This is a genomic window from Serratia sp. CY31944 (assembly GCF_052169175.1).
In the GTDB taxonomy this organism is placed as follows: domain Bacteria; phylum Pseudomonadota; class Gammaproteobacteria; order Enterobacterales; family Enterobacteriaceae; genus Serratia; species Serratia sarumanii.
This window is the reverse complement of sequence record NZ_JBJNLG010000003.1, coordinates 22,624-44,425: the sequence shown is the minus strand read 5'-3', so window position 1 is coordinate 44,425 and position 21,802 is coordinate 22,624. Positions and strand designations below refer to the sequence as shown.

General features: G+C 59.7%; 15 protein-coding genes. 5 read left to right on the top strand and 10 right to left on the bottom strand.

Annotated features, from left to right (window positions below):
* Positions 1-2: 2 nt before the first annotated feature.
* The gene (speE, locus tag ACJ8IN_RS04265) at positions 3-866 is read left to right on the top strand and encodes a polyamine aminopropyltransferase (RefSeq protein WP_041036651.1); all 864 of its coding nucleotides are present in this window, start codon (positions 3-5) and stop codon (positions 864-866) included.
* A 27-nt stretch (positions 867-893) separates the two neighbouring features.
* Positions 894-1,688, top strand: coding sequence for an adenosylmethionine decarboxylase (speD, locus tag ACJ8IN_RS04260; RefSeq protein WP_004937510.1), 795 nt, complete (start codon positions 894-896; stop codon positions 1,686-1,688).
* Between the two features lie 32 nt (positions 1,689-1,720).
* Here the strand turns inward: speD and yacL are convergent, their stop codons facing one another.
* The 6 genes from yacL to pdhR form a co-directional block, all read right to left on the bottom strand.
* Positions 1,721-2,083, bottom strand: coding sequence for a protein YacL (gene yacL, locus ACJ8IN_RS04255; RefSeq protein ID WP_004937507.1), 363 nt, complete (start codon positions 2,081-2,083; stop codon positions 1,721-1,723).
* Positions 2,084-2,222: 139 nt separating this feature from the next.
* Positions 2,223-4,820 (bottom strand): bifunctional aconitate hydratase 2/2-methylisocitrate dehydratase, encoded by a 2,598-nt coding sequence (gene acnB, locus ACJ8IN_RS04250; RefSeq protein WP_033635927.1) that lies wholly within the window; start codon positions 4,818-4,820, stop codon positions 2,223-2,225.
* Between the two features lie 513 nt (positions 4,821-5,333).
* Positions 5,334-6,758, bottom strand: a complete 1,425-nt coding sequence (gene lpdA, locus ACJ8IN_RS04245; RefSeq protein WP_004937500.1) for a dihydrolipoyl dehydrogenase — start codon at positions 6,756-6,758, stop codon at positions 5,334-5,336.
* 233 nt (positions 6,759-6,991) lie between these two features.
* Positions 6,992-8,875 (bottom strand): pyruvate dehydrogenase complex dihydrolipoyllysine-residue acetyltransferase, encoded by a 1,884-nt coding sequence (gene aceF / locus ACJ8IN_RS04240; RefSeq protein WP_308326029.1) that lies wholly within the window; start codon positions 8,873-8,875, stop codon positions 6,992-6,994.
* Positions 8,876-8,888: 13 nt separating this feature from the next.
* Positions 8,889-11,552 (bottom strand): pyruvate dehydrogenase (acetyl-transferring), homodimeric type, encoded by a 2,664-nt coding sequence (gene aceE / locus ACJ8IN_RS04235; protein WP_060423004.1) that lies wholly within the window; start codon positions 11,550-11,552, stop codon positions 8,889-8,891.
* A 165-nt stretch (positions 11,553-11,717) separates the two neighbouring features.
* Positions 11,718-12,482, bottom strand: coding sequence for a pyruvate dehydrogenase complex transcriptional repressor PdhR (gene pdhR, locus ACJ8IN_RS04230; protein WP_004937490.1), 765 nt, complete (start codon positions 12,480-12,482; stop codon positions 11,718-11,720).
* 631 nt (positions 12,483-13,113) lie between these two features.
* Here pdhR and ACJ8IN_RS04225 point away from each other — a divergent pair.
* Complete coding sequence (locus ACJ8IN_RS04225) at positions 13,114-14,490, top strand: amino acid permease (protein ID WP_033635929.1); 1,377 nt, start codon at positions 13,114-13,116, stop codon at positions 14,488-14,490.
* Between the two features lie 63 nt (positions 14,491-14,553).
* Here the strand turns inward: ACJ8IN_RS04225 and ACJ8IN_RS04220 are convergent, their stop codons facing one another.
* From ACJ8IN_RS04220 to ACJ8IN_RS04210, 3 genes are read right to left on the bottom strand one after another with little or no spacing between them, the layout of a single operon-like run.
* Positions 14,554-15,789 carry a cytochrome c gene (locus tag ACJ8IN_RS04220; protein ID WP_308326030.1) on the bottom strand — a complete coding sequence of 412 codons (1,236 nt, stop codon included), beginning with the start codon at positions 15,787-15,789 and terminating at the stop codon, positions 14,554-14,556.
* Entirely contained in the window at positions 15,786-16,340 is a 555-nt protein-coding gene (locus ACJ8IN_RS04215; RefSeq protein WP_033635931.1) for a (2Fe-2S)-binding protein, read from the bottom strand. The genes ACJ8IN_RS04220 and ACJ8IN_RS04215 overlap by 4 nt, the downstream gene beginning before the upstream one ends.
* Positions 16,337-19,126, bottom strand: a complete 2,790-nt coding sequence (locus tag ACJ8IN_RS04210) for a xanthine dehydrogenase family protein molybdopterin-binding subunit (protein ID WP_308326031.1) — start codon at positions 19,124-19,126, stop codon at positions 16,337-16,339. The genes ACJ8IN_RS04215 and ACJ8IN_RS04210 overlap by 4 nt, the downstream gene beginning before the upstream one ends.
* A 208-nt stretch (positions 19,127-19,334) precedes the next feature.
* Between ACJ8IN_RS04210 and ACJ8IN_RS04205 the strand changes: the two genes are divergently transcribed.
* Entirely contained in the window at positions 19,335-19,919 is a 585-nt protein-coding gene (locus tag ACJ8IN_RS04205; protein WP_033649596.1) for a nucleotidyltransferase family protein, read from the top strand.
* Positions 19,920-19,927: 8 nt separating this feature from the next.
* On the top strand, positions 19,928-20,980 hold the full coding sequence (locus ACJ8IN_RS04200; protein ID WP_308326032.1) for an XdhC family protein: 1,053 nt from the start codon (positions 19,928-19,930) through the stop codon (positions 20,978-20,980).
* Here ACJ8IN_RS04200 and ACJ8IN_RS04195 read toward each other — a convergent pair.
* The gene (locus tag ACJ8IN_RS04195; RefSeq protein WP_033654667.1) at positions 20,904-21,770 is read right to left on the bottom strand and encodes a helix-turn-helix domain-containing protein; all 867 of its coding nucleotides are present in this window, start codon (positions 21,768-21,770) and stop codon (positions 20,904-20,906) included. The genes ACJ8IN_RS04200 and ACJ8IN_RS04195 overlap by 77 nt on opposite strands.
* Positions 21,771-21,802: the final 32 nt, after the last annotated feature.

Sequence of the window (21,802 nt, the reverse complement as noted above, 5' to 3'; positions counted from 1 at the left end):
ACATGACCCAGAAAGAAATTTGGTACGAAACGCTGCATACGGGCTTCGGCCAGTATTTCTCGGTAGAGAAGGTGCTGTACCGCGAGAAGACCGATCACCAGGATCTGGTGATCTTCGAGAACCCGGTGCTGGGGCGCGTGATGGCGCTCGACGGCGTGGTGCAAACCACCGAGCGTGACGAGTTCATCTATCACGAAATGCTGACCCACGTGCCGCTGCTGGCGCACGGCGCGGCGAAGAAAGTGCTGATCATCGGCGGCGGCGACGGCGGCATGCTGCGCGAAGTCAGCCGGCACCCTGGCGTGGAGCAGATCACCATGGTCGAGATCGACGCCGGTGTCGTCGAGTTCTGCCGCCAGTACCTGCCCAACCACAGCGCCGGCGCCTATGACGATCCGCGCTTCAAGCTGGTGATCGACGACGGCGTCAACTTCGTGAACCAAACCGACGAAACCTTCGATGTGATCATCTCCGACTGCACCGATCCGATCGGCCCCGGCGAAAGCCTGTTCACTTCGGCGTTTTATGAAGGCTGCGCCCGCTGCCTGAATGAGGGCGGCATTTTCGTCGCGCAGAACGGCGTCTGCTTCCTGCAACAGGACGAGGCGGTCAACAGCCACGCCAAACTGAGCCGCTACTTTACCGACGTCAGCTTCTATCAGGCGGCGATCCCGACCTATTACGGCGGCATCATGACCTTTGCCTGGGCGAGCCAGAACCCGGCGCTGCGCCAGCGCGATCTGCCTACTCTGCAACAGCGCTTTAACCAAAGCGGCCTACACTGTCGTTATTACAACCCGGCAATTCACGTCGGCAGTTTTGCCCTGCCGCAATATTTGCTCAATGCCCTGAACGTAACACGTTAAGCGAGAAGATAAAGGAGGTGGCCCAAATTGCATAAGCTAAAACTGCACGGCTTCAACAACCTGACCAAGAGCCTGAGTTTTTGTATTTACGATATTTGTTACGCCAAGACCGCGGACGACCGCGACGGCTATATCGCCTACATTGACGAACAATATAACGCCAACCGGCTGACCGAGATCCTGAGCGAAACCTGCTCGATCATCGGCGCCAATATTCTGAACATCGCGCGTCAGGACTACGAGCCGCAGGGCGCCAGCGTCACTATCCTGGTCAGCGAAGAGCCGATCGATCCGAAAGACGTCGATACGTCGGAGCATCCCGGCCCGCTGCCGAACACGGTCGTTGCGCACCTGGACAAGAGCCATATCTGCGTACACACCTACCCGGAAAGCCATCCGGAAGGCGGGCTATGCACCTTCCGCGCCGATATCGAGGTTTCGACCTGCGGCGTCATTTCGCCCCTCAAGGCGCTGAACTACTTAATTCACCAGCTGGAATCCGACATCGTCACCATGGACTATCGCGTGCGCGGTTTTACCCGCGACGTGAACGGCGTGAAACATTACATCGATCATGAGATCAATTCGATCCAGAACTTTATGTCGGAAGACATCAAGGCGCTGTATCACATGATGGACGTGAACGTTTACCAGGAAAATATCTTCCATACCAAGATGTTGCTGAAAGATTTCGATCTGAAGCACTACCTGTTCAACGCGGAACCGGAGGCGCTGAGCGCCGCCGAACGCAAGCAGATCACCGATCTGTTATGGAAAGAGATGCAGGAAATCTATTACGGCCGCAATATTCCGCATCTGTGATGGAAAGGGCGCGGCACGCCGCGCCCTGATGCTTAGTATTTCAGCATGAAAGAACGATAGGCCTTCAACACCAACAGGAAGTCCTCAACGCCGCAGAATGAGAGGCTTTCTTCGTCGTAGTAATTCATCCCCTCTTCCATTTCATCGCCCTCGAACTCCAGCTGATTGGCGCGGATCATCACTTCTTCACCATCCATCAGCAGCGTATATTCATGGCCTTCCAGCTGCCATTGACGTTCACTGCCTTTGACCTCGGCCGCACCGGCTTCAATCCGGTCCAGCAGGTTGAAATCGCCTTTGACTTCTTCGTTGATCCAGTGGCCAATCGCTTCATGCCCCATCGAAAATCTGACGATCACCTGACCGGTGACGTCACGCAGAAATTCGTAATCCATAGCATGCCCTCCTGAGCCCTTTTTCTTAGTGTAAACATAAATGGCGGACTAACTCAGTGAGCGCTCGCAAAGTTGGCAACTGAGCAAAATAAAACGGGAGGCCAAGGCCTCCCGTTAAACAGTTGCGCAATATAGCGGCTTACACGGCGGTTTGGAAGATCACGCCGTCGGCTTTTTCGGTGTACTGCCCCAGCTGGTCAAAGTTCAGGTAGCGGTAGGTATCCGCCGCCGTCTTATCGACCTGCGCCATATAGGTCTGGTACTCGTCCGGCGTCGGCAGGCGGCCCAGCAGGGACGCAACCGCAGCCAGTTCGGCTGACGCCAGATAGACGTTGGCACCGGTGCCCAGACGGTTCGGGAAGTTACGGGTCGAGGTGGAGACCACCGTCGCACCGTCCGCCACGCGCGCCTGGTTGCCCATGCACAGCGAGCAGCCCGGGATCTCGATACGCGCGCCGCTCTTGCCGAACACGCTGTAGTAGCCTTCTTCGGTCAGCTGAGCCGCGTCCATCTTGGTTGGCGGCGCCACCCACAAGCGGGTCGGCAGCTGGCCCTTGTGCTGATCCAGCAGCTTGCCGGCCGCGCGGAAGTGGCCGATGTTGGTCATGCAAGAACCGATGAACACTTCATCGATTTTGCTGTTGGCCACGTCGGACAGCAGGCGCGCATCGTCAGGATCGTTCGGCGCGCACAGGATCGGCTCTTTGATCTCGTTCAGATCGATGTCGATCACCGCCGCGTATTCCGCATCCGCATCGCCTTCCAGCAGCTGCGGATCCGCCAGCCATTTTTCCATGCCCTGAATACGGCGCTCCAGCGTACGGCGATCGCCGTAACCTTCGGAGATCATCCACTTCAGCAGCACGATGTTGGAGTTCAGGTACTCTTCGATCGGCGCCTTGTCCAGCTTGATGGTACAACCGGCGGCGGAACGTTCGGCGGACGCATCGGTCAGCTCAAACGCCTGCTCGACCTTCAGATCCGGCAGGCCTTCGATCTCCAGGATGCGGCCGGAGAAGATGTTTTTCTTGCCCTTCTTCTCGACGGTCAGCAAGCCTTGCTGGATCGCGTAGTAAGGGATGGCGTGCACCAGATCGCGCAGGGTGATGCCCGGCTGCATTTTGCCTTTGAAGCGCACCAGCACCGACTCAGGCATATCCAGCGGCATTACGCCGGTCGCGGCGGCAAACGCCACCAGGCCGGAACCGGCCGGGAAGGAGATGCCGATCGGGAAGCGGGTGTGGGAATCGCCGCCGGTGCCGACGGTGTCAGGCAGCAGCATACGGTTCAGCCAGGAGTGGATCACGCCGTCGCCCGGACGCAGCGAGACGCCGCCGCGGTTCATGATGAAGTCAGGCAGCGTGTGGTGCGTGGTCACGTCGACCGGTTTCGGGTACGCGGCGGTGTGGCAGAATGACTGCATGACCAGATCGGCGGAGAAGCCGAGGCAGGCCAGGTCTTTCAGCTCATCGCGGGTCATCGGGCCGGTGGTGTCCTGAGAACCGACGGAGGTCATCTTCGGTTCGCAGTATTCGCCAGGGCGAATGCCGGCGACGCCGCAGGCGCGGCCGACCATTTTCTGCGCCAGCGAGAAGCCTTTGCTGCTGGCGGCGACCGGTTTGGCGATACGGAACACATCGCTGTGCGGCAGACCCAGCGCTTCGCGCGCCTTGGTGGTCAGGCCGCGGCCGATGATCAGCGGGATACGGCCGCCGGCGCGCACTTCATCCAGCAGCACGTCGGTTTTCAGCTCGAAGTTGGCGATCAGCGCGCCGGTTTCGTGGTTGCGCACTTCACCTTTGTATGGGTAAACGTCGATCACGTCGCCCATGTTCAGCTCGGACACGTCCACTTCGATCGGCAAGGCGCCGGCATCTTCCATGGTGTTGAAGAAGATAGGCGCAATCTTGCCGCCCAGCACCACGCCGCCGCCGCGCTTGTTCGGCACGTGCGGGATGTCGTCGCCCATAAACCACAGCACGGAGTTGGTGGCGGATTTACGGGAAGAACCGGTGCCGACCACGTCGCCGACGTAGGCCAGCGGGAAGCCTTTTTTGTTCAGCAGCTCGATCTGTTTGATCGGGCCGACGCTGCCCGGCTGATCCGGCACGATGCCTTCACGTTCGTTTTTCAGCATCGCCAGCGCGTGCAGCGGGATATCCGGGCGCGACCAGGCGTCCGGCGCCGGAGAAAGGTCATCGGTGTTGGTTTCGCCGGTGACTTTGAACACGGTGACGGTGATCTTTTCCGCCAGCTCAGGGCGCGACAGGTACCATTCGGCGTCGGCCCAGGACTGCATGATCTGCTTGGCGTGCGGGTTACCGGCCTTGGCCTTCTCTTCCACGTCGTAGAAGTTGTCGAACATCAGCAGCGTGTGGGACAGCGCTTTCGCGGCGATAGGCGCCAGCGTTTCGTTATCCAGCGCTTCGATCAGCGGGTGAATGTTATAGCCGCCCTGCATGGTGCCTAACAGTTCAATGGCTTTCTCGGGGGTAACCAGGGGGGATGTCGCTTCACCTTTGGCGATGGCCGCCAGGAAACCTGCTTTGACGTAGGCGGCTTCGTCGACGCCCGGTGGAACACGGTTAATCAGCAGGTCTAACAGGAATTCTTCTTCGCCTTTTGGCGGATTCTTCAGTAGTTCGACCAGCGCGGCCATTTGGGTGGCGTCTAGCGGCTTAGGGGCGATGCCCTCAGCAGCACGCTCGGCTACGTGCTTACGGTATTCTTCTAGCACGACGTTCTCCTCGCTCTCATTGTCATTTATTGTGCCTGGCGTATATGCAAACCGAGTTTATACCCTTGGGGTTTCACTCTGTGGCTAGGCGATCGGCCCGTAAAGGCCCCGAAACGGTGATTGGGGCAAACAGACACGGTCAAACAGCGTTACAGCATGAAAGACTGATGGGTAGAGCGCACGGCGATATTGATGCCATCTATCCTGACGGGGCACTGCTGTCGATGTCCTGGACTGTAAGGTACAGTGCCCGGTTCCGCTCAGCCAGCATATCAGGATTTGAAACGGTTGTTAATTCGTTCACATAAAAGCAACATTAAATCTTTGCTGAATCGTTGAGCGCAGCGTAATCGGCTGCCGGACTAGCAGGGCATTATATCCATATAATTAGAATGGATATAAGCAGGGGGATCGGAATTTGGCGCAGCGGCCACAAAAAAACCGCTTTCTGAGTTTGGGCAAAAAAACGGCTCCTTGTCAGGAGCCGCTTGTTAACCGGTCAAACCAGCAGAATTACTTCTTCTTGGCTTTCGGGTTAGGCAGGTCGGTGATGCTGCCTTCGTAGATCTCCGCCGCCAGGCCCACGGATTCGTGCAGGGTCGGGTGAGCGTGGATGGTCAGCGCGATGTCTTCCGCGTCGCAGCCCATCTCGATAGCCAGACCGATTTCACCCAGCAGTTCGCCGCCGTTGGTGCCGACAATCGCGCCACCGATGATGCGGTGAGTTTCTTTGTCGAAGATCAGTTTGGTCATGCCGTCTGCACAGTCGGAAGCGATCGCACGGCCGGAAGCCGCCCACGGGAAGGTGGAGGTTTCGTAGCTGATGCCTTTCTCTTTCGCTTCTTTCTCGGTCAGACCCACCCATGCCACTTCCGGCTCGGTGTAAGCGATGGATGGGATCACTTTCGGATCGAAGTAGTGCTTCATGCCGGCGATAACTTCTGCGGCAACGTGGCCTTCGTGCACGCCTTTGTGCGCCAGCATCGGCTGACCGACGATGTCGCCGATAGCGAAGATGTGCGGCACGTTGGTGCGCAGCTGTTTGTCGACGTTGATGAAGCCACGCTCGTCAACTTCAACACCGGCTTTGCCGGCATCCAGCAGTTTGCCGTTCGGCACGCGGCCGATCGCCACCAGCACCGCGTCGTAACGCTGTGGTTCTGCCGGCGCTTTTTTACCTTCCATCGTGACGTAGATGCCGTCTTCTTTGGCTTCTACCGCGGTCACTTTGGTTTCCAGCATCAGGTTGAACTGCTTGCTGATACGTTTGGTGAAGACTTTCACCACGTCTTTATCTGCCGCCGGGATAACCTGATCGAACATCTCAACGACGTCGATCTGTGAACCCAGCGCATGGTATACGGTGCCCATTTCCAGGCCGATGATGCCGCCGCCCATAACCAGCAGACGCTCTGGGACGGTTTTCAGTTCCAGCGCATCGGTGGAATCCCACACGCGTGGATCTTCATGAGGAATGAATGGCAGTTGGATCGGACGAGAACCTGCAGCGATGATGGCGTTGTCGAAGTTGATGGTGGTTGGGCCGTTTTCGCCTTCAACAACCAGGGTGTTAGCGCCGGTGAACTTGCCCAGGCCGTTGACCACTTTCACTTTACGGCCTTTCGCCATGCCAGCCAGACCGCCGGTCAGCTGAGTGATGACTTTTTCTTTCCAGACGCGCACTTTGTCGATGTCGGTTTTCGGCTCGCCGAAAACGATGCCGTGTTCGGCCAGCGCTTTGGCTTCTTCGATCACTTTGGCAACGTGCAGCAGTGCTTTGGAAGGGATACATCCCACGTTCAGGCAAACCCCGCCCAGAGTGGAATAACGTTCAACCAGAACGGTTTCAAGACCTAAGTCAGCGCAACGAAAGGCTGCAGAGTAACCTGCCGGGCCCGCCCCAAGTACCACGACCTGAGTTTTAATTTCAGTACTCATCATGACCTCTTAATTGATTGTCCGGCGGGTCAGACGTCATTTTTATTGCTAATCGATCTCATAACGCCCTTCATCCACCGGGACGCTTACACCGCGAGCAGTTTACAGAATTGTTAATAATCTGCAAAGCGTGTTCGAGTGACCCGTGTCTCAACAATTTTGTCGAGTTATGCAAAATCCGACAAAACTGCTACAGAATCGTCAGGGGCGCAGCATGCTGCGCCCCTTTTGCATTACATCACCAGACGGCGAATGTCGGACAACATGTTGTTGATGATGGTGATGAAGCGCGCACCATCGGCACCGTCGATAACGCGGTGGTCGAAGGACAGCGACATCGGCATCATCAGGCGCGGCATGAACTCTTTACCGTTCCAGACCGGCTCCATCGCAGACTTGGAGACGCCCAGGATAGCCACTTCCGGCGCGTTGACGATCGGCGCGAAGTGAGTCGTCCCGATGCCACCCAGGCTGGAGATGGTGAAGCAGCCGCCCTGCATCTCGCCCGCGGTCAGCTTGCCGTCGCGCGCTTTCTTGGAGATGGTCATCAGTTCGCGAGACAGCTCGGTGATGCTCTTCTTGTTCACGTCCTTGAACACCGGAACCACCAGGCCGTTCGGGGTATCTACCGCCACGCCGATGTTGATGTATTTCTTCAGCGTCAGCTTCTGACCGTCTTCGGACAGCGAGCTGTTGAAGCGCGGCATCTGCTCCAGAGCGGCAGCAACGGCTTTCATGATGAACACGACAGGCGTGAACTTCACGTCCAGCTTGCGCTTGGCCGCTTCTTCGTTCTGCTGTTTGCGGAACGCTTCCAGATCGGTGATGTCGGTTTTGTCGAAGTGAGTCACGTGCGGGATCATCACCCAGTTGCGGCTCAGGTTCGCGCCAGAGATCTTCTGGATGCGACCCATTTCGACTTCTTCGATCTCGCCGAACTTGCTGAAGTCCACTTTCGGCCATGGCAGCATGCCTGGCAGACCGCCGCCGGCAGCGGCCGGGGCCGCTTCAGCGCGTTTCACCGCGTCTTTCACGTAAGCCTGAACGTCTTCGCGCAGGATGCGGCCTTTACGACCGGTGCCTTTCACTTTCGCCAGGTTAACGCCGAATTCACGCGCCAGACGACGAATGACCGGGGTCGCGTGCACGTATGCCGCGTTCTCGGCGAACTCGCCTTTGTCGTCAGCTTTCGCAGCCGGAGCGGCGGCTTTAGCAGCGGCCGGAGCCGGCGCAGCTTCCGCTTTAGCGGCTGGAGCGGCGGCAGCGGCAGGCGCAGCGCCTTCCACTTCGAACACCATGATCAGGGAGCCGGTTTTCACTTTGTCGCCGGTCGCGATCTTGATCTCTTTCACGGTACCCGCGAACGGTGCAGGCACTTCCATGGAGGCCTTGTCGCCTTCCACGGTGATCAGAGACTGCTCGGCGGCAACCTTGTCGCCCACCTTAACCATCACTTCGGTCACTTCGACTTCGTCGCCGCCGATATCCGGCACGGCGACGTCTTTGGCCGCAGAGGCCGCAGGCGCTGCAGCGGCGGCAGGAGCTTCAACCGCAGCCGGGGCCGCAGCGGAAGCGTCGCCGGCCACTTCGAACACCATGATCAGGGAACCGGTTTTCACTTTGTCGCCGGTCGCGATCTTGATCTCTTTCACGGTGCCCGCGAACGGCGCAGGGACTTCCATGGAAGCCTTGTCGCCTTCCACGGTGATCAGGGACTGCTCGGCTTCCACCTTGTCGCCCACTTTCACCAGGATCTCGGTCACTTCGACTTCGTCGGCGCCGATGTCCGGCACGGCAACGTCTTTGGCCGCAGCGGCAGCCGGGGCAGCTGCTGCTGCCGCCGGTTTTTCTTCCGCTTTCGCCGCCGGTGCAGCTTCCGCTGCGCCTGCCGCTTCGAAGATCATGATCAGTTTGCCGGTTTCGGTTTTATCGCCGACCGCCACTTTGATCTCTTTCACCACGCCCGCCTGCGGGGATGGCACTTCCATGGAAGCCTTGTCGCCTTCCACGGTGATCAGCGATTGTTCCGCTTCAACTTTATCGCCGACCTTCACCAGAATCTCGGTGATTTCGACTTCATCTGCACCGATATCCGGTACGTTGATTTCGATAGACATTATTCAGTACCTCTTAGGCCAGACGCGGGTTAACTTTTTCCGGGTTGATGTCGAATTTCTTGATTGCATCGGCAACCACAGAAGCTTCGATCTCACCGCGTTTAGCCAGTTCACCCAGAGCAGCAACCACCACGTAGGATGCATCGACTTCGAAGTGGTGACGCAGGTTTTCGCGGCTGTCCGAACGACCGAAGCCGTCGGTGCCCAGTACGCGATAGTCGCTGGCCGGCACATAAGTACGAACCTGTTCGGCGAACAGTTTCATGTAGTCGGTAGAAGCTACCGCCGGCGCGTCGCTCATCACCTGAGCGATGTAAGGCACGCGTGGCGTTTCGGTTGGGTGCAGCATGTTCCAGCGCTCGCAGTCCTGGCCGTCGCGCGCCAGTTCGGTGAACGAGGTCACGCTGTAGGTGTCGGAACCCACGCCGTAGTCCTTCGCCAGGATCTGCGCAGCTTCGCGCACGTGGCGCAGGATGGCGCCGGAGCCCAGCAGCTGTACCTTGCCTTTGCTGCCTTCCAGCGTTTCCAGCTTGTAGATACCCTTGCGGATACCTTCTTCCGCACCCTGCGGCATCGCAGGCATGTGGTAGTTTTCGTTCAGCGTGGTCAGGTAGTAGTACACGTTTTCCGGGTTGTCACCATACATGCGCACCAGACCGTCGTGCATGATCACCGCCACTTCGTACGCGTAAGCCGGATCGTAAGAGATGCAGTTAGGGATGGTCAGAGACTGAATGTGGCTGTGGCCATCTTCGTGCTGCAGACCTTCGCCGTTCAGGGTAGTACGGCCCGAGGTCCCGCCGATCAGGAAGCCGCGCGCCTGTTGGTCGCCCGCTGCCCAGCACAGGTCGCCGATACGTTGGAAACCGAACATCGAGTAGTAGATGTAGAACGGAATCATCGGCAGATCGTTGGTGCTGTAGGAAGTCGCTGCGGCCAGCCAGGAAGAAGCTGCGCCCAGTTCGTTGATGCCTTCCTGCAGGATTTGGCCTTTCTCGTCTTCTTTGTAGTAAGCCACCTGCTCACGGTCCTGCGGGGTGTACTGCTGGCCGTTCGGGCTGTAGATACCGATCTGACGGAACAGACCTTCCATACCGAAGGTACGCGCTTCGTCGGCGATGATTGGCACCAGGCGATCTTTGATCGACTTGTTCTTCAGCATCACGTTCAGGGCACGCACGAAGGCGATAGTGGTGGAGATCTCTTTGTTCTGCTCTTCCAGCAGCGAGCTGAAATCTTCCAGCGCCGGCATTTCCAGCTTCTGGGTGAACTCCGGCAGACGCGTCGGCACGTAGCCTTTCAGCGCCTGGCGACGTTCGTGCAGGTATTTGTACTCTTCGGAATCTTTCTCGAAGGTGATGTACGGCAGTTTTTCGATGTCAGCATCGGCAACCGGCACGTTGAAACGATCGCGGAAGTGGTGAACCCCTTCCATGTTCATTTTCTTCACCTGGTGAGCGATGTTTTTACCTTCCGCGGTTTCACCCATGCCGTAACCTTTGATGGTGTGGGCCAGGATAACGGTCGGTTTGCCTTTGGTGTCCTGCGCTTTTTTCAGTGCAGCGAAGATTTTCTTCGGATCGTGACCACCACGGTTCAGCGCCCAGATTTCGTCGTCGGTCATGTCTTTGACCAGCGCCGCGGTTTCCGGGTAACGGCCGAAGAAGTGCTCGCGCACGTAAGCGCCGTCTTTGGATTTGAAGGTCTGGTAGTCGCCGTCCAGGGTCTCGTTCATCAGCTGAACCAGTTTACCGCTGGTGTCTTTACGCAGCAGTTCGTCCCAACGGCCGCCCCAGATCACTTTCAGCACCTGCCAGCCTGCGCCGGAGAAGATGCCTTCCAGTTCGTTGATGATCTTGCCGTTGCCGGTGACCGGGCCGTCCAGGCGCTGCAGGTTGCAGTTGATGACGAACACCAGGTTGTCCAGCTTCTCGCGGGTCGCGATGGTGATGGCGCCTTTGGATTCCGGCTCATCCATCTCGCCGTCGCCCAAGAAGGCGTAAACGGTCTGCTCAGAGGTGTCTTTCAGGCCGCGGTGTTCCAGATATTTCAGGAACTTCGCCTGATAGATGGCGCTGATTGGGCCCAGGCCCATGGATACGGTCGGGAACTGCCAGAATTCCGGCATCAGTTTAGGATGCGGGTAAGAGGACAGGCCTTTGCCGTGCACTTCCTGACGGAAGTTGTTCATTTGTTCTTCGGTCAGGCGGCCTTCAAGGAAGGCACGCGCGTAAACGCCCGGAGAAATGTGGCCCTGGAAGTACACCAGGTCGCCGCCGTCTTTCTCGTTGCGTGCGCGGAAGAAGTGGTTAAAGCAGACTTCATAGAAGGTCGCGGAAGACTGGAAGGAAGCCATGTGGCCGCCCAGCTCCAGGTCTTTTTTGGATGCGCGCAGAACGGTCATGACCGCGTTCCAACGGATCGCAGAGCGAATGCGGCGTTCCAGATCCAGGTTGCCTGGGTAGGCCGGTTCGTCTTCTACCGCGATGGTGTTGACGTAGTTGTGCGCTGCAGCACCGGCCGCAACGTTAACGCCGCCTTTGCGGGCTTCTCCCAATACCTGATCAATCAGAAACTGAGCTCGCTCAACACCCTCTTCACGGATGACCGATTCGATCGCCTGCAGCCAGTCGCGGGTTTCGATCGGATCCACGTCATTGTTTAAACGTTCTGACATGGTGGTATTCCTTATCTGTCTAATGGTTTGTTTGGAGCCTGTCTTCCTGTGCTCTGTGCAAAAACACACGAAGACAGGCCCATCAGTTTAGTTGCCGCTTAAGTACTTAACTAAGTACCTCGAACTTAACCCCCGCAGGCTGGTGTACCCTGAAGAGGACAGCTCTTAATCCTTGCGTTGCTGGAGACGCCGTAGCGATCTCTCGCGCCGAGTATGCTCCCGGCTGAGATCCAGCAAGATTTCCTCGATAAACGCCAAGTGGCGATGCGAGGCTTCACGGGCCTTTTCCGGCTCGCGTGCCACAATCGCCTCAAAAATTCCGGCGCGGTGGCTGCTCACTTTTGCCAACATCTCACGGCGCGAGTAGAGCAATTCAAAGTTCTGACGCACGTTCTGTTCCAGCATCGGCCCCATGCAGCGTAGCAGGTGAAGTAACACAACGTTGTGGGCAGCTTCGGTCACGGCGATTTGATACTGCATGACCGCATCGGCTTCGGCGTCGAGATCGCCGCTGTCTTGAGCCTGTTGAATCACGATGTGGCAGTCGCGGATGCGCGCCAGATCTTCATCGGTGCCGCGCAGCGCCGCGTAATAGGCGGCAATGCCTTCCAGCGCGTGACGGGTTTCCAGCAGATCGAACTGTGATTCGGGATGGTCGGCCAGCAGCTCGGCCAGCGGATCGCTGAAGCTCTGCCACAGATTAGTTTGCACGAAGGTGCCGCCGCCCTGACGACGCAGGAGCAGCCCTTTCGCTTCCAGGCGCTGAATGGCCTCTCTCAGAGAAGGACGGGAGACATCAAATTGTTTCGCCAGCTCGCGCTCCGGAGGCAGTTTTTCGCCTGGGCGCAGTGTCCCCTCGAGGATCAGATATTCGAGCTGTTGCTCGATAACATCTGACAACTTGGGTTGGCGGATTTTGCTGTAGGCCATGAGTGAATTCTTCTCTGCGAATGGCGCGGAGTCAATTGGTAATACCAATTTCAAAAACGTGACGGTAAAGTAACAAAGTATTCACCTCCTGTCCATACGGGCCTTGATCGAAATCAGGTTACCCGCACATTTTAACACCCCGCTGAAAACCCCGCTGCAAACCGGTAACGCCGTGATGGTATTACCATTTACGCGCCGGGTTGGGGATTTAACTTTTACCAAACCTTACGCAAGGAAGAGTGCAAACTTTTTGCCCAAGTTTTATTGCATGGTTATGACGCTTTAATGAATGGCTATTTGGCGAGCAGCGCCACGGTGATTCGTTCATTATTTGAACGCGCGCCGCCGCTCGGATCTACGTTATTTTTGCGCATTATGTGATTTGTTGCTTATTTCATGCACTGAATCCCTCCCGCCGTCACACAACCCGCATTTTGTTTCCTAAACTGCTGCAATCTTAATCACTCACACGACAAAGCAGGTGCAAACCGACGCGCATAACATTATTCTCTGCCAAACGGTAGCGGCGCCGTGGAATTAATAGCTATAACGCCGTAAATAAAACAAAACACACATCGTAACCACTGCTTTACAGGTATGTGGGCATTCACAACGACAGAGGGTTTGATTGATGGATGGTCAACAGCATGGTGACCAGCTGAAACGCGGCCTGAAAAACCGCCATATTCAGCTCATCGCCTTAGGTGGCGCAATCGGCACCGGGTTATTTCTCGGTATCGCTCAAACAATAAAAATGGCCGGCCCGTCAGTGCTTCTCGGCTACGCCATCGGCGGCTTCATCGCGTTTCTGATCATGCGCCAGCTGGGGGAGATGGTGGTGGAAGAGCCGGTTGCCGGTTCCTTCAGCCACTTCGCCTACAAATACTGGGGCAACTTCGCCGGCTTCGCCTCCGGCTGGAACTACTGGGTGCTGTATGTCCTGGTGGCGATGGCGGAGCTGACCGCGGTCGGCATCTACGTGCAGTACTGGTGGCCGGAGATCCCCACCTGGGTTTCCGCCGCGGTATTCTTCCTGGCGATCAACGCCATCAACCTGGCCAACGTCAAAGTTTACGGCGAGATGGAGTTCTGGTTCGCCATCATCAAGGTGGTGGCGATTATCGGCATGATCGTGTTCGGCGCCTACCTGCTGTTCAGCGGCATGGGCGGCCCGGAGGCCACCGTTACCAATCTGTGGGCGCAGGGCGGGTTCTTCCCGAACGGCGTCATGGGCCTGGTGATGGCGATGGCGGTGATCATGTTCTCCTTCGGTGGCCTCGAGCTGGTCGGCATCACCGCCGCCGAAGCCGACGACCCGCAAAAGAGCATTCCGAAAGCCACCAATCAGGTGATCTACCGCATCCTGATCTTCTATATCGGTTCGCTGGCCATTCTGCTGTCGCTGTACCCTTGGGGCAAAGTGGTCGAAGGCGGCAGCCCGTTCGTGCTGATCTTCCACGCGCTGAACAGCAACCTGGTGGCGACCGTGCTGAACATCGTGGTGCTCACCGCCGCGCTGTCGGTGTACAACAGCTGCGTCTACTGTAACAGCCGCATGCTGTACGGCCTGGCGCAGCAGGGCAACGGCCCGAAAAGCCTGTTGAAGGTCGACGGCCGCGGTGTGCCGGTGGTGGCCATCGGCATTTCCGCCCTCGCCACCGCGCTGTGCGTGCTGATTAACTACCTGATCCCGGGCCGCGCTTTCGAACTGTTGATGGCGTTGGTGGTATCGGCGCTGGTGATCAACTGGGCGATGATCAGCCTGGCGCACCTGAAGTTCCGCGCCGCTAAAAATCGCGAAGGTGTGGTGCCGAAGTTCAAAGCGTTCTGGTACCCGTTCAGCAACTACCTGTGCCTGCTGTTCATGGCCGGCATCCTGGTGATCATGTACCTGACGCCGGGCATTCAAATCTCGGTGCTGCTGATCCCGGTGTGGGTGGCGATCCTGGCCGTCGGTTACGCCATCAAACAGCGCAGCCAACGCGTCGACGGTGTCACCAGCCGTTGAACCCCGTGACCGCGCAATAAAATGGCCCGCTGATGCGGGCCATTTTTTTCGCCTGAACGCCGCTTATTTGCGCAGCGCTTTCACCTGTTCGGCGGTGATGTCCGCCGGCAAGCCGCCCCAGGTCACGCGCAGATAATTCACCAGCTCCGCCACGTCGGCATCGCTCAGCCGTTCGCCGAAGCCCGGCATGCTCTGCATGCTTTCGCCGTTCGGGAACTGCTGAGCCGGCAGGCCGTCCAGCACCGACACGATCAGGTTCTTGCCGTCCACCTGGCGCAGCGTGGCGTTATCGCGCATCGCCGGTGCGACGTGCGGTTTGCCCTCGCCTTCGCGGGCGTGGCAGCCGGCGCACTGATCCAGATAGGCCATGCGCCCGGCATCACTGCCCTGGCCCATTTTCACCGGCACCGCCGCCGGCGGCTGCTCGCCCATCAGATACAGCGCCAGCGCCTGATGGTCTTCCGGCGTTAAATGCCGGGTGCTGAGATCCACCACCATGTGCATCTCGCTGAAGGCGGAACCCTGCGGCGCGAGGCCGGTGCTGAGGAAGCGGCTGATGTCCTGCGGCGTCCAGCCGCGCTGCGCCAGGCCGTGCGGCGTAATGTCCGGCGCCATGAAGCGGCCGAGATCGCCGCCCTGCATCGGCTTGGCGAGATCCATCTGCCCCAGCGCGCCGCGCGGCGTGTGGCATTCGCCACAGTGGCCCAGCACGTCGGCCAGATAGCGGCCGCGCTGCCATTGCGGCGAGCTGCCCTGCGAACTGGCCGGCAGCGGATCCTGGCTGCGGAACAGCAGGTTCCAGCCGATCAGCGCCATGCGCTGGTTGAACGGGAACGGCATCTCGTTGGCCGGAATGGCCGCGTCCACCGCCGGGCGCGTCATCAGGTAAGCGTAGATGTCGTCAGCGTCCTGACGCGACATGCCCTTGTACGAGGTATAAGGCATCGCCGGGTACAGGTGCCGCCCGCCCGGCGCCACGCCCTGCGTCAGCGCCAGGAAGAAGTCGTCCCTGGTCCAGCGCCCGATGCCGTGGTCGGCCGACGGCGTCAGATTGCTGCCGTAAATCGTGCCGAACGGCGTTTCCAGCGGATAGCCGCCGGCCAACGGCGCCCCGCCGCTGGCGGTATGACAGGCGGCGCAGTCGGCGGCCTGCGCCAGATAGCGGCCGCGGGCGATCTGTTCGGCGCCGGCGGTCACCTGCTGCACCGGGCCGTCGTAACGGCGGTTTTCCCGCCACCACAGCAGCGCAATCACCACGATCGCCACCAGCACAATCAATACTGCGAGACGTTTTTTCATTGCGCCGTCTCCTTCAGCAGGCCCGGCGTTTTCAGCACCACGTCGCGCACCGCTTCGTAGTAACGCACGTAGCCGGTGCAGCGGCAGATGTGGCTGTCCAACGCCTGCTCGATGGCGCTTTCCAGCTGCTCGCGAGCGATAGGTTCACGCTTGAGCTTTTCCACGAAAATGGTGGCGGCATTGACGAAGCCCGGCGTGCAATAGCCGCACTGGAAGCTGTAGTGCTCCAGAAACGCCTGCTGGATCGGCGACAGTTCAACCACCTCGCCCTGCTCGTCCACCCTGGCGTGGCCTTCGACGGTACGCACTTTCTTGCCGTTGAAGAAATGCGCGCCGGTGATGCAGGTGCGCACCTCTTCGCTGGTGCCGCTCGGGTGATCGACGATTGCCACGCAGGCGTGGCAAATGCCCTGCCCGCAGCCGAGGCGCGAGCCGGTCAGGTCAAGGTATTCGTGCAGGAAATCGATCATCATCAGGCCTTCCGGCACCTCGATTGGGCCGTACTGCTTCTGGTTGATGGTCAGGGAGATCGGCTGGGTTTTAATGCTCATTGTAATACCTCACGAATATTTTCTGCACGAACGGGCAAATCACGGAAACGGTGGCCGGTGGCGTCGGCGATGGCGTTGACCAGCGCGGCCACAATCGGGATCATCACCACCTCCGCCATGCCTTTCGGCGGATCGGTTTCCGACAGCGCCGGCAGGATGTCGCCACTCTGCTTCCACACCGCCACGTCGCTGGCGCGCGGCAGGTGGTAACGGTTGAAGTTCCAGGTGCCGTTGCCCGGCCCGTCTTCGTACAGCGGTAAATATTCGTGCAGCGCATGGCCGATCCCCATCGCCAGCCCGCCCTGCAGCTGGCCGGAAACCAGTTCCGGCACGATCAGGTTGCCGCACTCCATGATCGAATGGTGATTCAGCAATTCCACCTGGCCGGTGGCGATATCCACCGCCACTTCCGCCAGCGTGCCGACGGCGCTGTAGTAGGTGACCGCCGCATTGTTACGCTGGGTTGGCGGGTAGTAGACCTGCCCGCGCGCCAGCGGTTTGAATTCGCCGCCGGCGTTGCGCAGCGCCATGCCGTCGATCGGCAGGCGTTCGCTTTTGCCGCTCAGCGTGAAATCGGCCTCCGCCCACTGCCAGCGGTTGAAGACGTGCACCGCCGCGCCGGTGACGCCGCCCATCTGATAGGCCGTCTTGGCCAGCAGCTCGAGGCTCAGCACCGACATGCCCGCCGCCGTCAGGCCGCCTTCGACCCAACGCGCATCTTCACACCGCACTACCAGCGGCGCCGCCTGGCCGCCGCCGATGCCGGCCTGCCACAGCGCCATCGCCGCCGGCCACAGGCCGTGATCGAAGATCAGGCGCGCCGCTTCGCGGGTGCTGTGCGAGAAGTAATAGGCCGAGTTGCTGGCGCTGGACGGCGAACAGTAGCTCGGCGTCCAGTTAGGGTTGGTTTGCAGCTTGTCCTGCTCCTCCTGCGACATCAGGTAGGGATCGCCGCTGGTGACCATCGGCAGCACCGACCAGTCAGTGACCGAGAAATGCGCTTCGTCGGCCGGTTTTCCCAGCCACTGCGCGCACAGCACCGACTGCGAGGTCGACATGCCGGTGCCCATCTCCGCGCCGCTGTGATGCAGCGTGATGCGGCCGTCTTCGCTCAGCTCTACCCGGGCGAACGAGGTTTCCGCCCCGGTGCCGAAGTCTTTCTGCACGCAGCCGAAGCCAACGCCATAGCGCTTGCCGGGATGGCGGCTCTCAAACTCGGCCTTGCGTTCGGCGCGCTTGAGCCACATCTCATGCTTCGCCGCCTTCTCCAGCACTTCATCGGCGCGGATCGCACCGGCCGGGATCGCCCCCTGGGTGTTTTTCATGCCGGATTTCAGCACGTTGCGCAGGCGGAACTCGATCGGGTCGATCTTCAGCTCGGCGGCCAGCTCATCCACCATCATCTCGGTGGCGGCCATGCTCTGCAGCGTGCCGTAACCGCGCGCCGAGCCGGCGTCGATGGCGCGTGAGGCCAGCCCGACCGACGACAGATCGCTTTTCGGGAAGTAGTAAATCGACTGGGCGGCGGTCGCGCCGACCATCACCACCGAAGGGGTAAAGTTGCTGCGGCCGCCGCCGTCCGCGGTCATGTCGCCGAGGAACGACTGCATGACGCCGGTCTGCTTATTCACCGCGATGCGGTAATTCATGTCGAACGCGTGGCGCTTCAGCGCCGTCTGGAACTGCTCGAAGCGATCGTTGGCCAGGCGCACCGGGTGGCCGTCGCCGTACATCGCCGCCACCGCGCCGTAATACGGGAAGTTGTAGTGATCTTTCGAGCCGTAGCCCACGGTGTAGCACGGGTGCAGGATAAGCTGTTTCACCGGCGGGTTGCGCTTGGCCAGCATGCGCGGCATCTCGTCGGCCACTTCCTGCGGCGACTGGGTCGGCACCACCAGATGCAGCGTTTGCGTCTCGGCATCGAACCAGCCGTTGGCGTTGTCCGGCTCCAGCGCCGAGGTGTCGATCGACTGCGTGGTGTAGCGGCGCGACATCACCAGCCAATCGGCCGGCGGATTGGCCATCTCGTCGGCGATCAGGCCCGCATAGCGCATGCCTTCCTGATCCAGCTTGCCGCCCTCGCGTCCTTCCGGCCACACCGGCAGGTGTTTTTTCATCGACACCGGGAAGATCGGCGTGTCCTTCAGGCTGGAGAAGCGATCGTCGTCGAACGGTTGATCGCCCCCCACCCGCACATAGCGGAAGCTGCCCCAGGGATCGCGCTCCAGCGGGCCGGTGACCGCGCCGTATTTGATGGTTTCCTCACGGAATTTCAGCTTGTCCTTGGCGAAGCGGAAACGGGCGAAGTCGTGATAGATCAGTATCGCCACCGCCTGGCCGAGATAGGCCGGGGTTTTGCCGCTCGGCAGCAGCATGTCGTCGCCGTAGAACGCCGGGAAGGCCAGGCCGTCGCGCGCCAGATCTTCCGCCGTCACCAGGCGATCCGGCTGCAGGTCGTCCCCCAGCAGCGACAGATCGACGCCCTCGAACAGCCGGTCGGCTTTAGTGACGCGAAGAATGAAGGCGTGCGCCTGTTTCTGCGGCCAGTGCGGCATGTCCACCGCGCGGATGTCGCGCGCGAACACCTTCTGCCCCATCACCTTGGCGCGGCCATCGATACGGAAACGGACGCGTTTGGTCTGCGGATCCCAGTTGGGTGACTGGAGGATTTTTTGCTCGAACAGCGCGGCGTAGGCGCGGCTGTACAGGGGCGCGAGGTACACGGACACCCCCGCAATCACGGCGCCTTTGATAAAGCGGCGCCGCGACGGGTTGAAATTGCTCATAAATAAGTCCTTCACGTCTTTCTTGTAATTGGTTTTTGTTCGCGGTGTTGTTGCGCAAACGCTGACGACCTTGCCGTAGACGTCATAAGCATATGCTTATAACTAAAATTATGTGATGATTAACAGACTGTTTTCAACAAAAAAACATTTACAAAACACAGGTAGTTTGTAGGCTAATAAATAATTTGCGCAAACACGGACTTCAACCATGACCACGGGCATTGTCATTACCGCCGCCGGACGCGGGGAGCGCTTTATTCAGGCCGGCGGCCGGGGCAACAAATTGAACGCCGGATTTGCCGATGCGGCGGGCGAGCGGCGATCGCTGTTCGAACACACCCTGCGCCAGGCGCTGGCCTCCGGCCTGCCGGTACAGGTGGTGACCCGGCCGGATAATCTGCCGGTGCTGGCCGCCTGCGCCGCCAACCAGGTGCCGGTCACCCTGCTCGCCAGCGCGGGCCTCGGCGACTCGATCGCCGCGGGCGTTGCGGCCACGCCGCACTGGCAGGGCTGGCTGATTCACCTGGCCGATATGCCGTTCGTCGGCGCCGATGTTTTCCGGCAGGTGGCGGATGCCTTACGGCAGCACGCGATCGTGCGCCCCTGCTATGCGCAACAGCCCGGTCATCCGGTCGGCTTTTCCGCTCTATTGCGCAAACCCCTTTGCCAACTGCGCGGCGATAATGGCGCGCGTGAACTGCTGCAAGGCGCGGCAGTGCACCTGCTGCCGCTTGAGCAACCCGGCGTCGTGCAGGATATTGATCTTCCATCGCAACTCCCGGCCAGCGAGTAAATTCACCTATGCAACATCTTGACGTCACCGTGGTCAGCCAGGCGATAAGCTGGCTGCAGCAACAGCCGGTCTGGTTATGTACCGTGCTCAGCACCTACGGCTCTTCGCCGCGCTCGCCGGGTGCGCTGATGGCGGCGACCCGCGATGGCCGCTACAGCGGCTCGCTGTCGGGCGGCTGCGTGGAGGAGGATTTTTTGCGCCGCATGGCCGCCGGGGAGTATCAGGCGGCCAGCCAGGTGATTCGCTACGGCGAAGGCGGCATGACGCCCAACGTGGCGCTGCCCTGCGGCGGCGTGCTGGACGTGCTGATCGAATACCTGCCGGCGAGTGAAGCCAGCATCGCTTACCTGCGGCGCATCGCCGGCGCGCTGGAAGGGCATCACGCGTTGATCAAACGCCTGACGCTGCCCAACGCCTGCCACAGCCTCGAGCAGAGCCACTTCACCAGCGCCACCCAGGTCGAACGCCGGCTCGAGCAGATCACCCTGCACATCGCGGCCGCGCCGCGCCTGCTGATCGCCGGGCTGTCCAGCGTGGCGCTGTACTGCGCCGATTTCGCCGTGGCGTTGGGGTTTGAGGTGCTGGTGTGCGAGAACCGCCCGGAGGCGCTGGATAACTTTGCCGTCGAGCTGAAACCGGGCGTGACGTTGCTGCGTCAGTTTCCGGCCAAATTCATTGAGGAAGGGGGTTGCCACGCCAATACCGCCGTCGTGGCGCTGACCCACGATCCGCGCATGGACGACCTGACGCTGATGGAAGCGATCCACACCCCGGCGTTTTACATCGGCGCCATGGGCTCGCTCAGAAACAGCGCGCGGCGGCGCCAGCGTTTGCAGCAGATTGCCGAATTCACCCCGCAGGAGCTGGAACGCATCCATGCGCCGATCGGCCTGCCGCTGGGCAGCAAAACCCCGGCGGAGATCGCCCTGGCGGTGATGGCGGCGATCGTGCAGCAAAAAAACCGGCTGCCGGCCGCCGACGAGCTCAATGCAGCGGCACCACCGGCACCAGATGCTGCAACTCCAGATGCAGCTCCTCTTTCCCGCTCAGCGAATAGCTGAACACCGTAATGTCCGGCCCCTCTCCGCGGGCCAACCCCATTTCGGGCAGCACCTGCGTGTAGATTTGAATGATGTGGTCATTGAGCGCCACCGGCTTGCCGGAATAGCGAAAACGGCAAAACTCGCCGTGGATCTCCGGCAACGGCTCCAGCACCACGCCTTCGCGCAGCGGGTATTCCGTCGTCACGCCCAGGGTATAATCGACCCTGACCCGCTCGCCGTCCGGCACCAGTTGGGTAAACGAATAGGTTTGCGTCGGGCGCTCGCCCAATAAGGTATAGAACTGCGCCCGCAGCGCGCTGCGCTGCGGCAGGTGCGACTTGTCCAGCTTCTCGATATCCAGGTGATAAGCGTACTGCTTGCCGTGAAAGGCGTATTGCCCGCTGGCGATGCTGACGCGTTCGACCTGAATATCGCCCGGCTGGCTGGCCGCCAGCGAACGCACCAGATTGCTGAAGTCCTGCTTGCGGGCATGGCGATAGACGCTGGGCGATTCGGCGAAGTGTTTCTTGAAACAGCGCGAGAACGTCTGCTGGTTATCGAATTGGTATTCGACCGAGATATCGAGGATGCTCTTCTGCGTGAAACGCAAGGCGAAGGCGGCGAGATAGAGGCGGCGAGCGCGGATATACGAAGCTAACGATAATCCGGTCTGCTTCTTGAACATGCGCTGCAGATACCATTTCGTATAGCCTGACTTGGCGGAAACGATATCCAACGACAGCGGATTGGTCAGATTATCCTCAATCCAGACCAGCAATTCCTTGATATGACTTTCCTGCGTACTCATGTGCTTGCCGAGCCTTCTGTTGCCGATATTCC

Bases quoted from the DNA above. Each gene is read 5' to 3' on its own strand.
- speE (WP_041036651.1), top strand. From the start codon at position 3: ATGACCCAGAAAGAAATTTGGTACGAAACGCTGCATACGGGCTTCGGC.
- yacL (WP_004937507.1), bottom strand. From the start codon at position 2,083: ATGGATTACGAATTTCTGCGTGACGTCACCGGTCAGGTGATCGTCAGA.
- lpdA (WP_004937500.1), bottom strand. From the start codon at position 6,758: ATGAGTACTGAAATTAAAACTCAGGTCGTGGTACTTGGGGCGGGCCCG.
- aceF (WP_308326029.1), bottom strand. From the start codon at position 8,875: ATGTCTATCGAAATCAACGTACCGGATATCGGTGCAGATGAAGTCGAA.
- aceE (WP_060423004.1), bottom strand. From the start codon at position 11,552: ATGTCAGAACGTTTAAACAATGACGTGGATCCGATCGAAACCCGCGAC.
- pdhR (WP_004937490.1), bottom strand. From the start codon at position 12,482: ATGGCCTACAGCAAAATCCGCCAACCCAAGTTGTCAGATGTTATCGAG.
- ACJ8IN_RS04225 (WP_033635929.1), top strand. From the start codon at position 13,114: ATGGATGGTCAACAGCATGGTGACCAGCTGAAACGCGGCCTGAAAAAC.
- ACJ8IN_RS04220 (WP_308326030.1), bottom strand. From the start codon at position 15,789: ATGAAAAAACGTCTCGCAGTATTGATTGTGCTGGTGGCGATCGTGGTG.
- ACJ8IN_RS04215 (WP_033635931.1), bottom strand. From the start codon at position 16,340: ATGAGCATTAAAACCCAGCCGATCTCCCTGACCATCAACCAGAAGCAG.
- ACJ8IN_RS04210 (WP_308326031.1), bottom strand. From the start codon at position 19,126: ATGAGCAATTTCAACCCGTCGCGGCGCCGCTTTATCAAAGGCGCCGTG.
- ACJ8IN_RS04205 (WP_033649596.1), top strand. From the start codon at position 19,335: ATGACCACGGGCATTGTCATTACCGCCGCCGGACGCGGGGAGCGCTTT.
- ACJ8IN_RS04200 (WP_308326032.1), top strand. From the start codon at position 19,928: ATGCAACATCTTGACGTCACCGTGGTCAGCCAGGCGATAAGCTGGCTG.
- ACJ8IN_RS04195 (WP_033654667.1), bottom strand. From the start codon at position 21,770: ATGAGTACGCAGGAAAGTCATATCAAGGAATTGCTGGTCTGGATTGAG.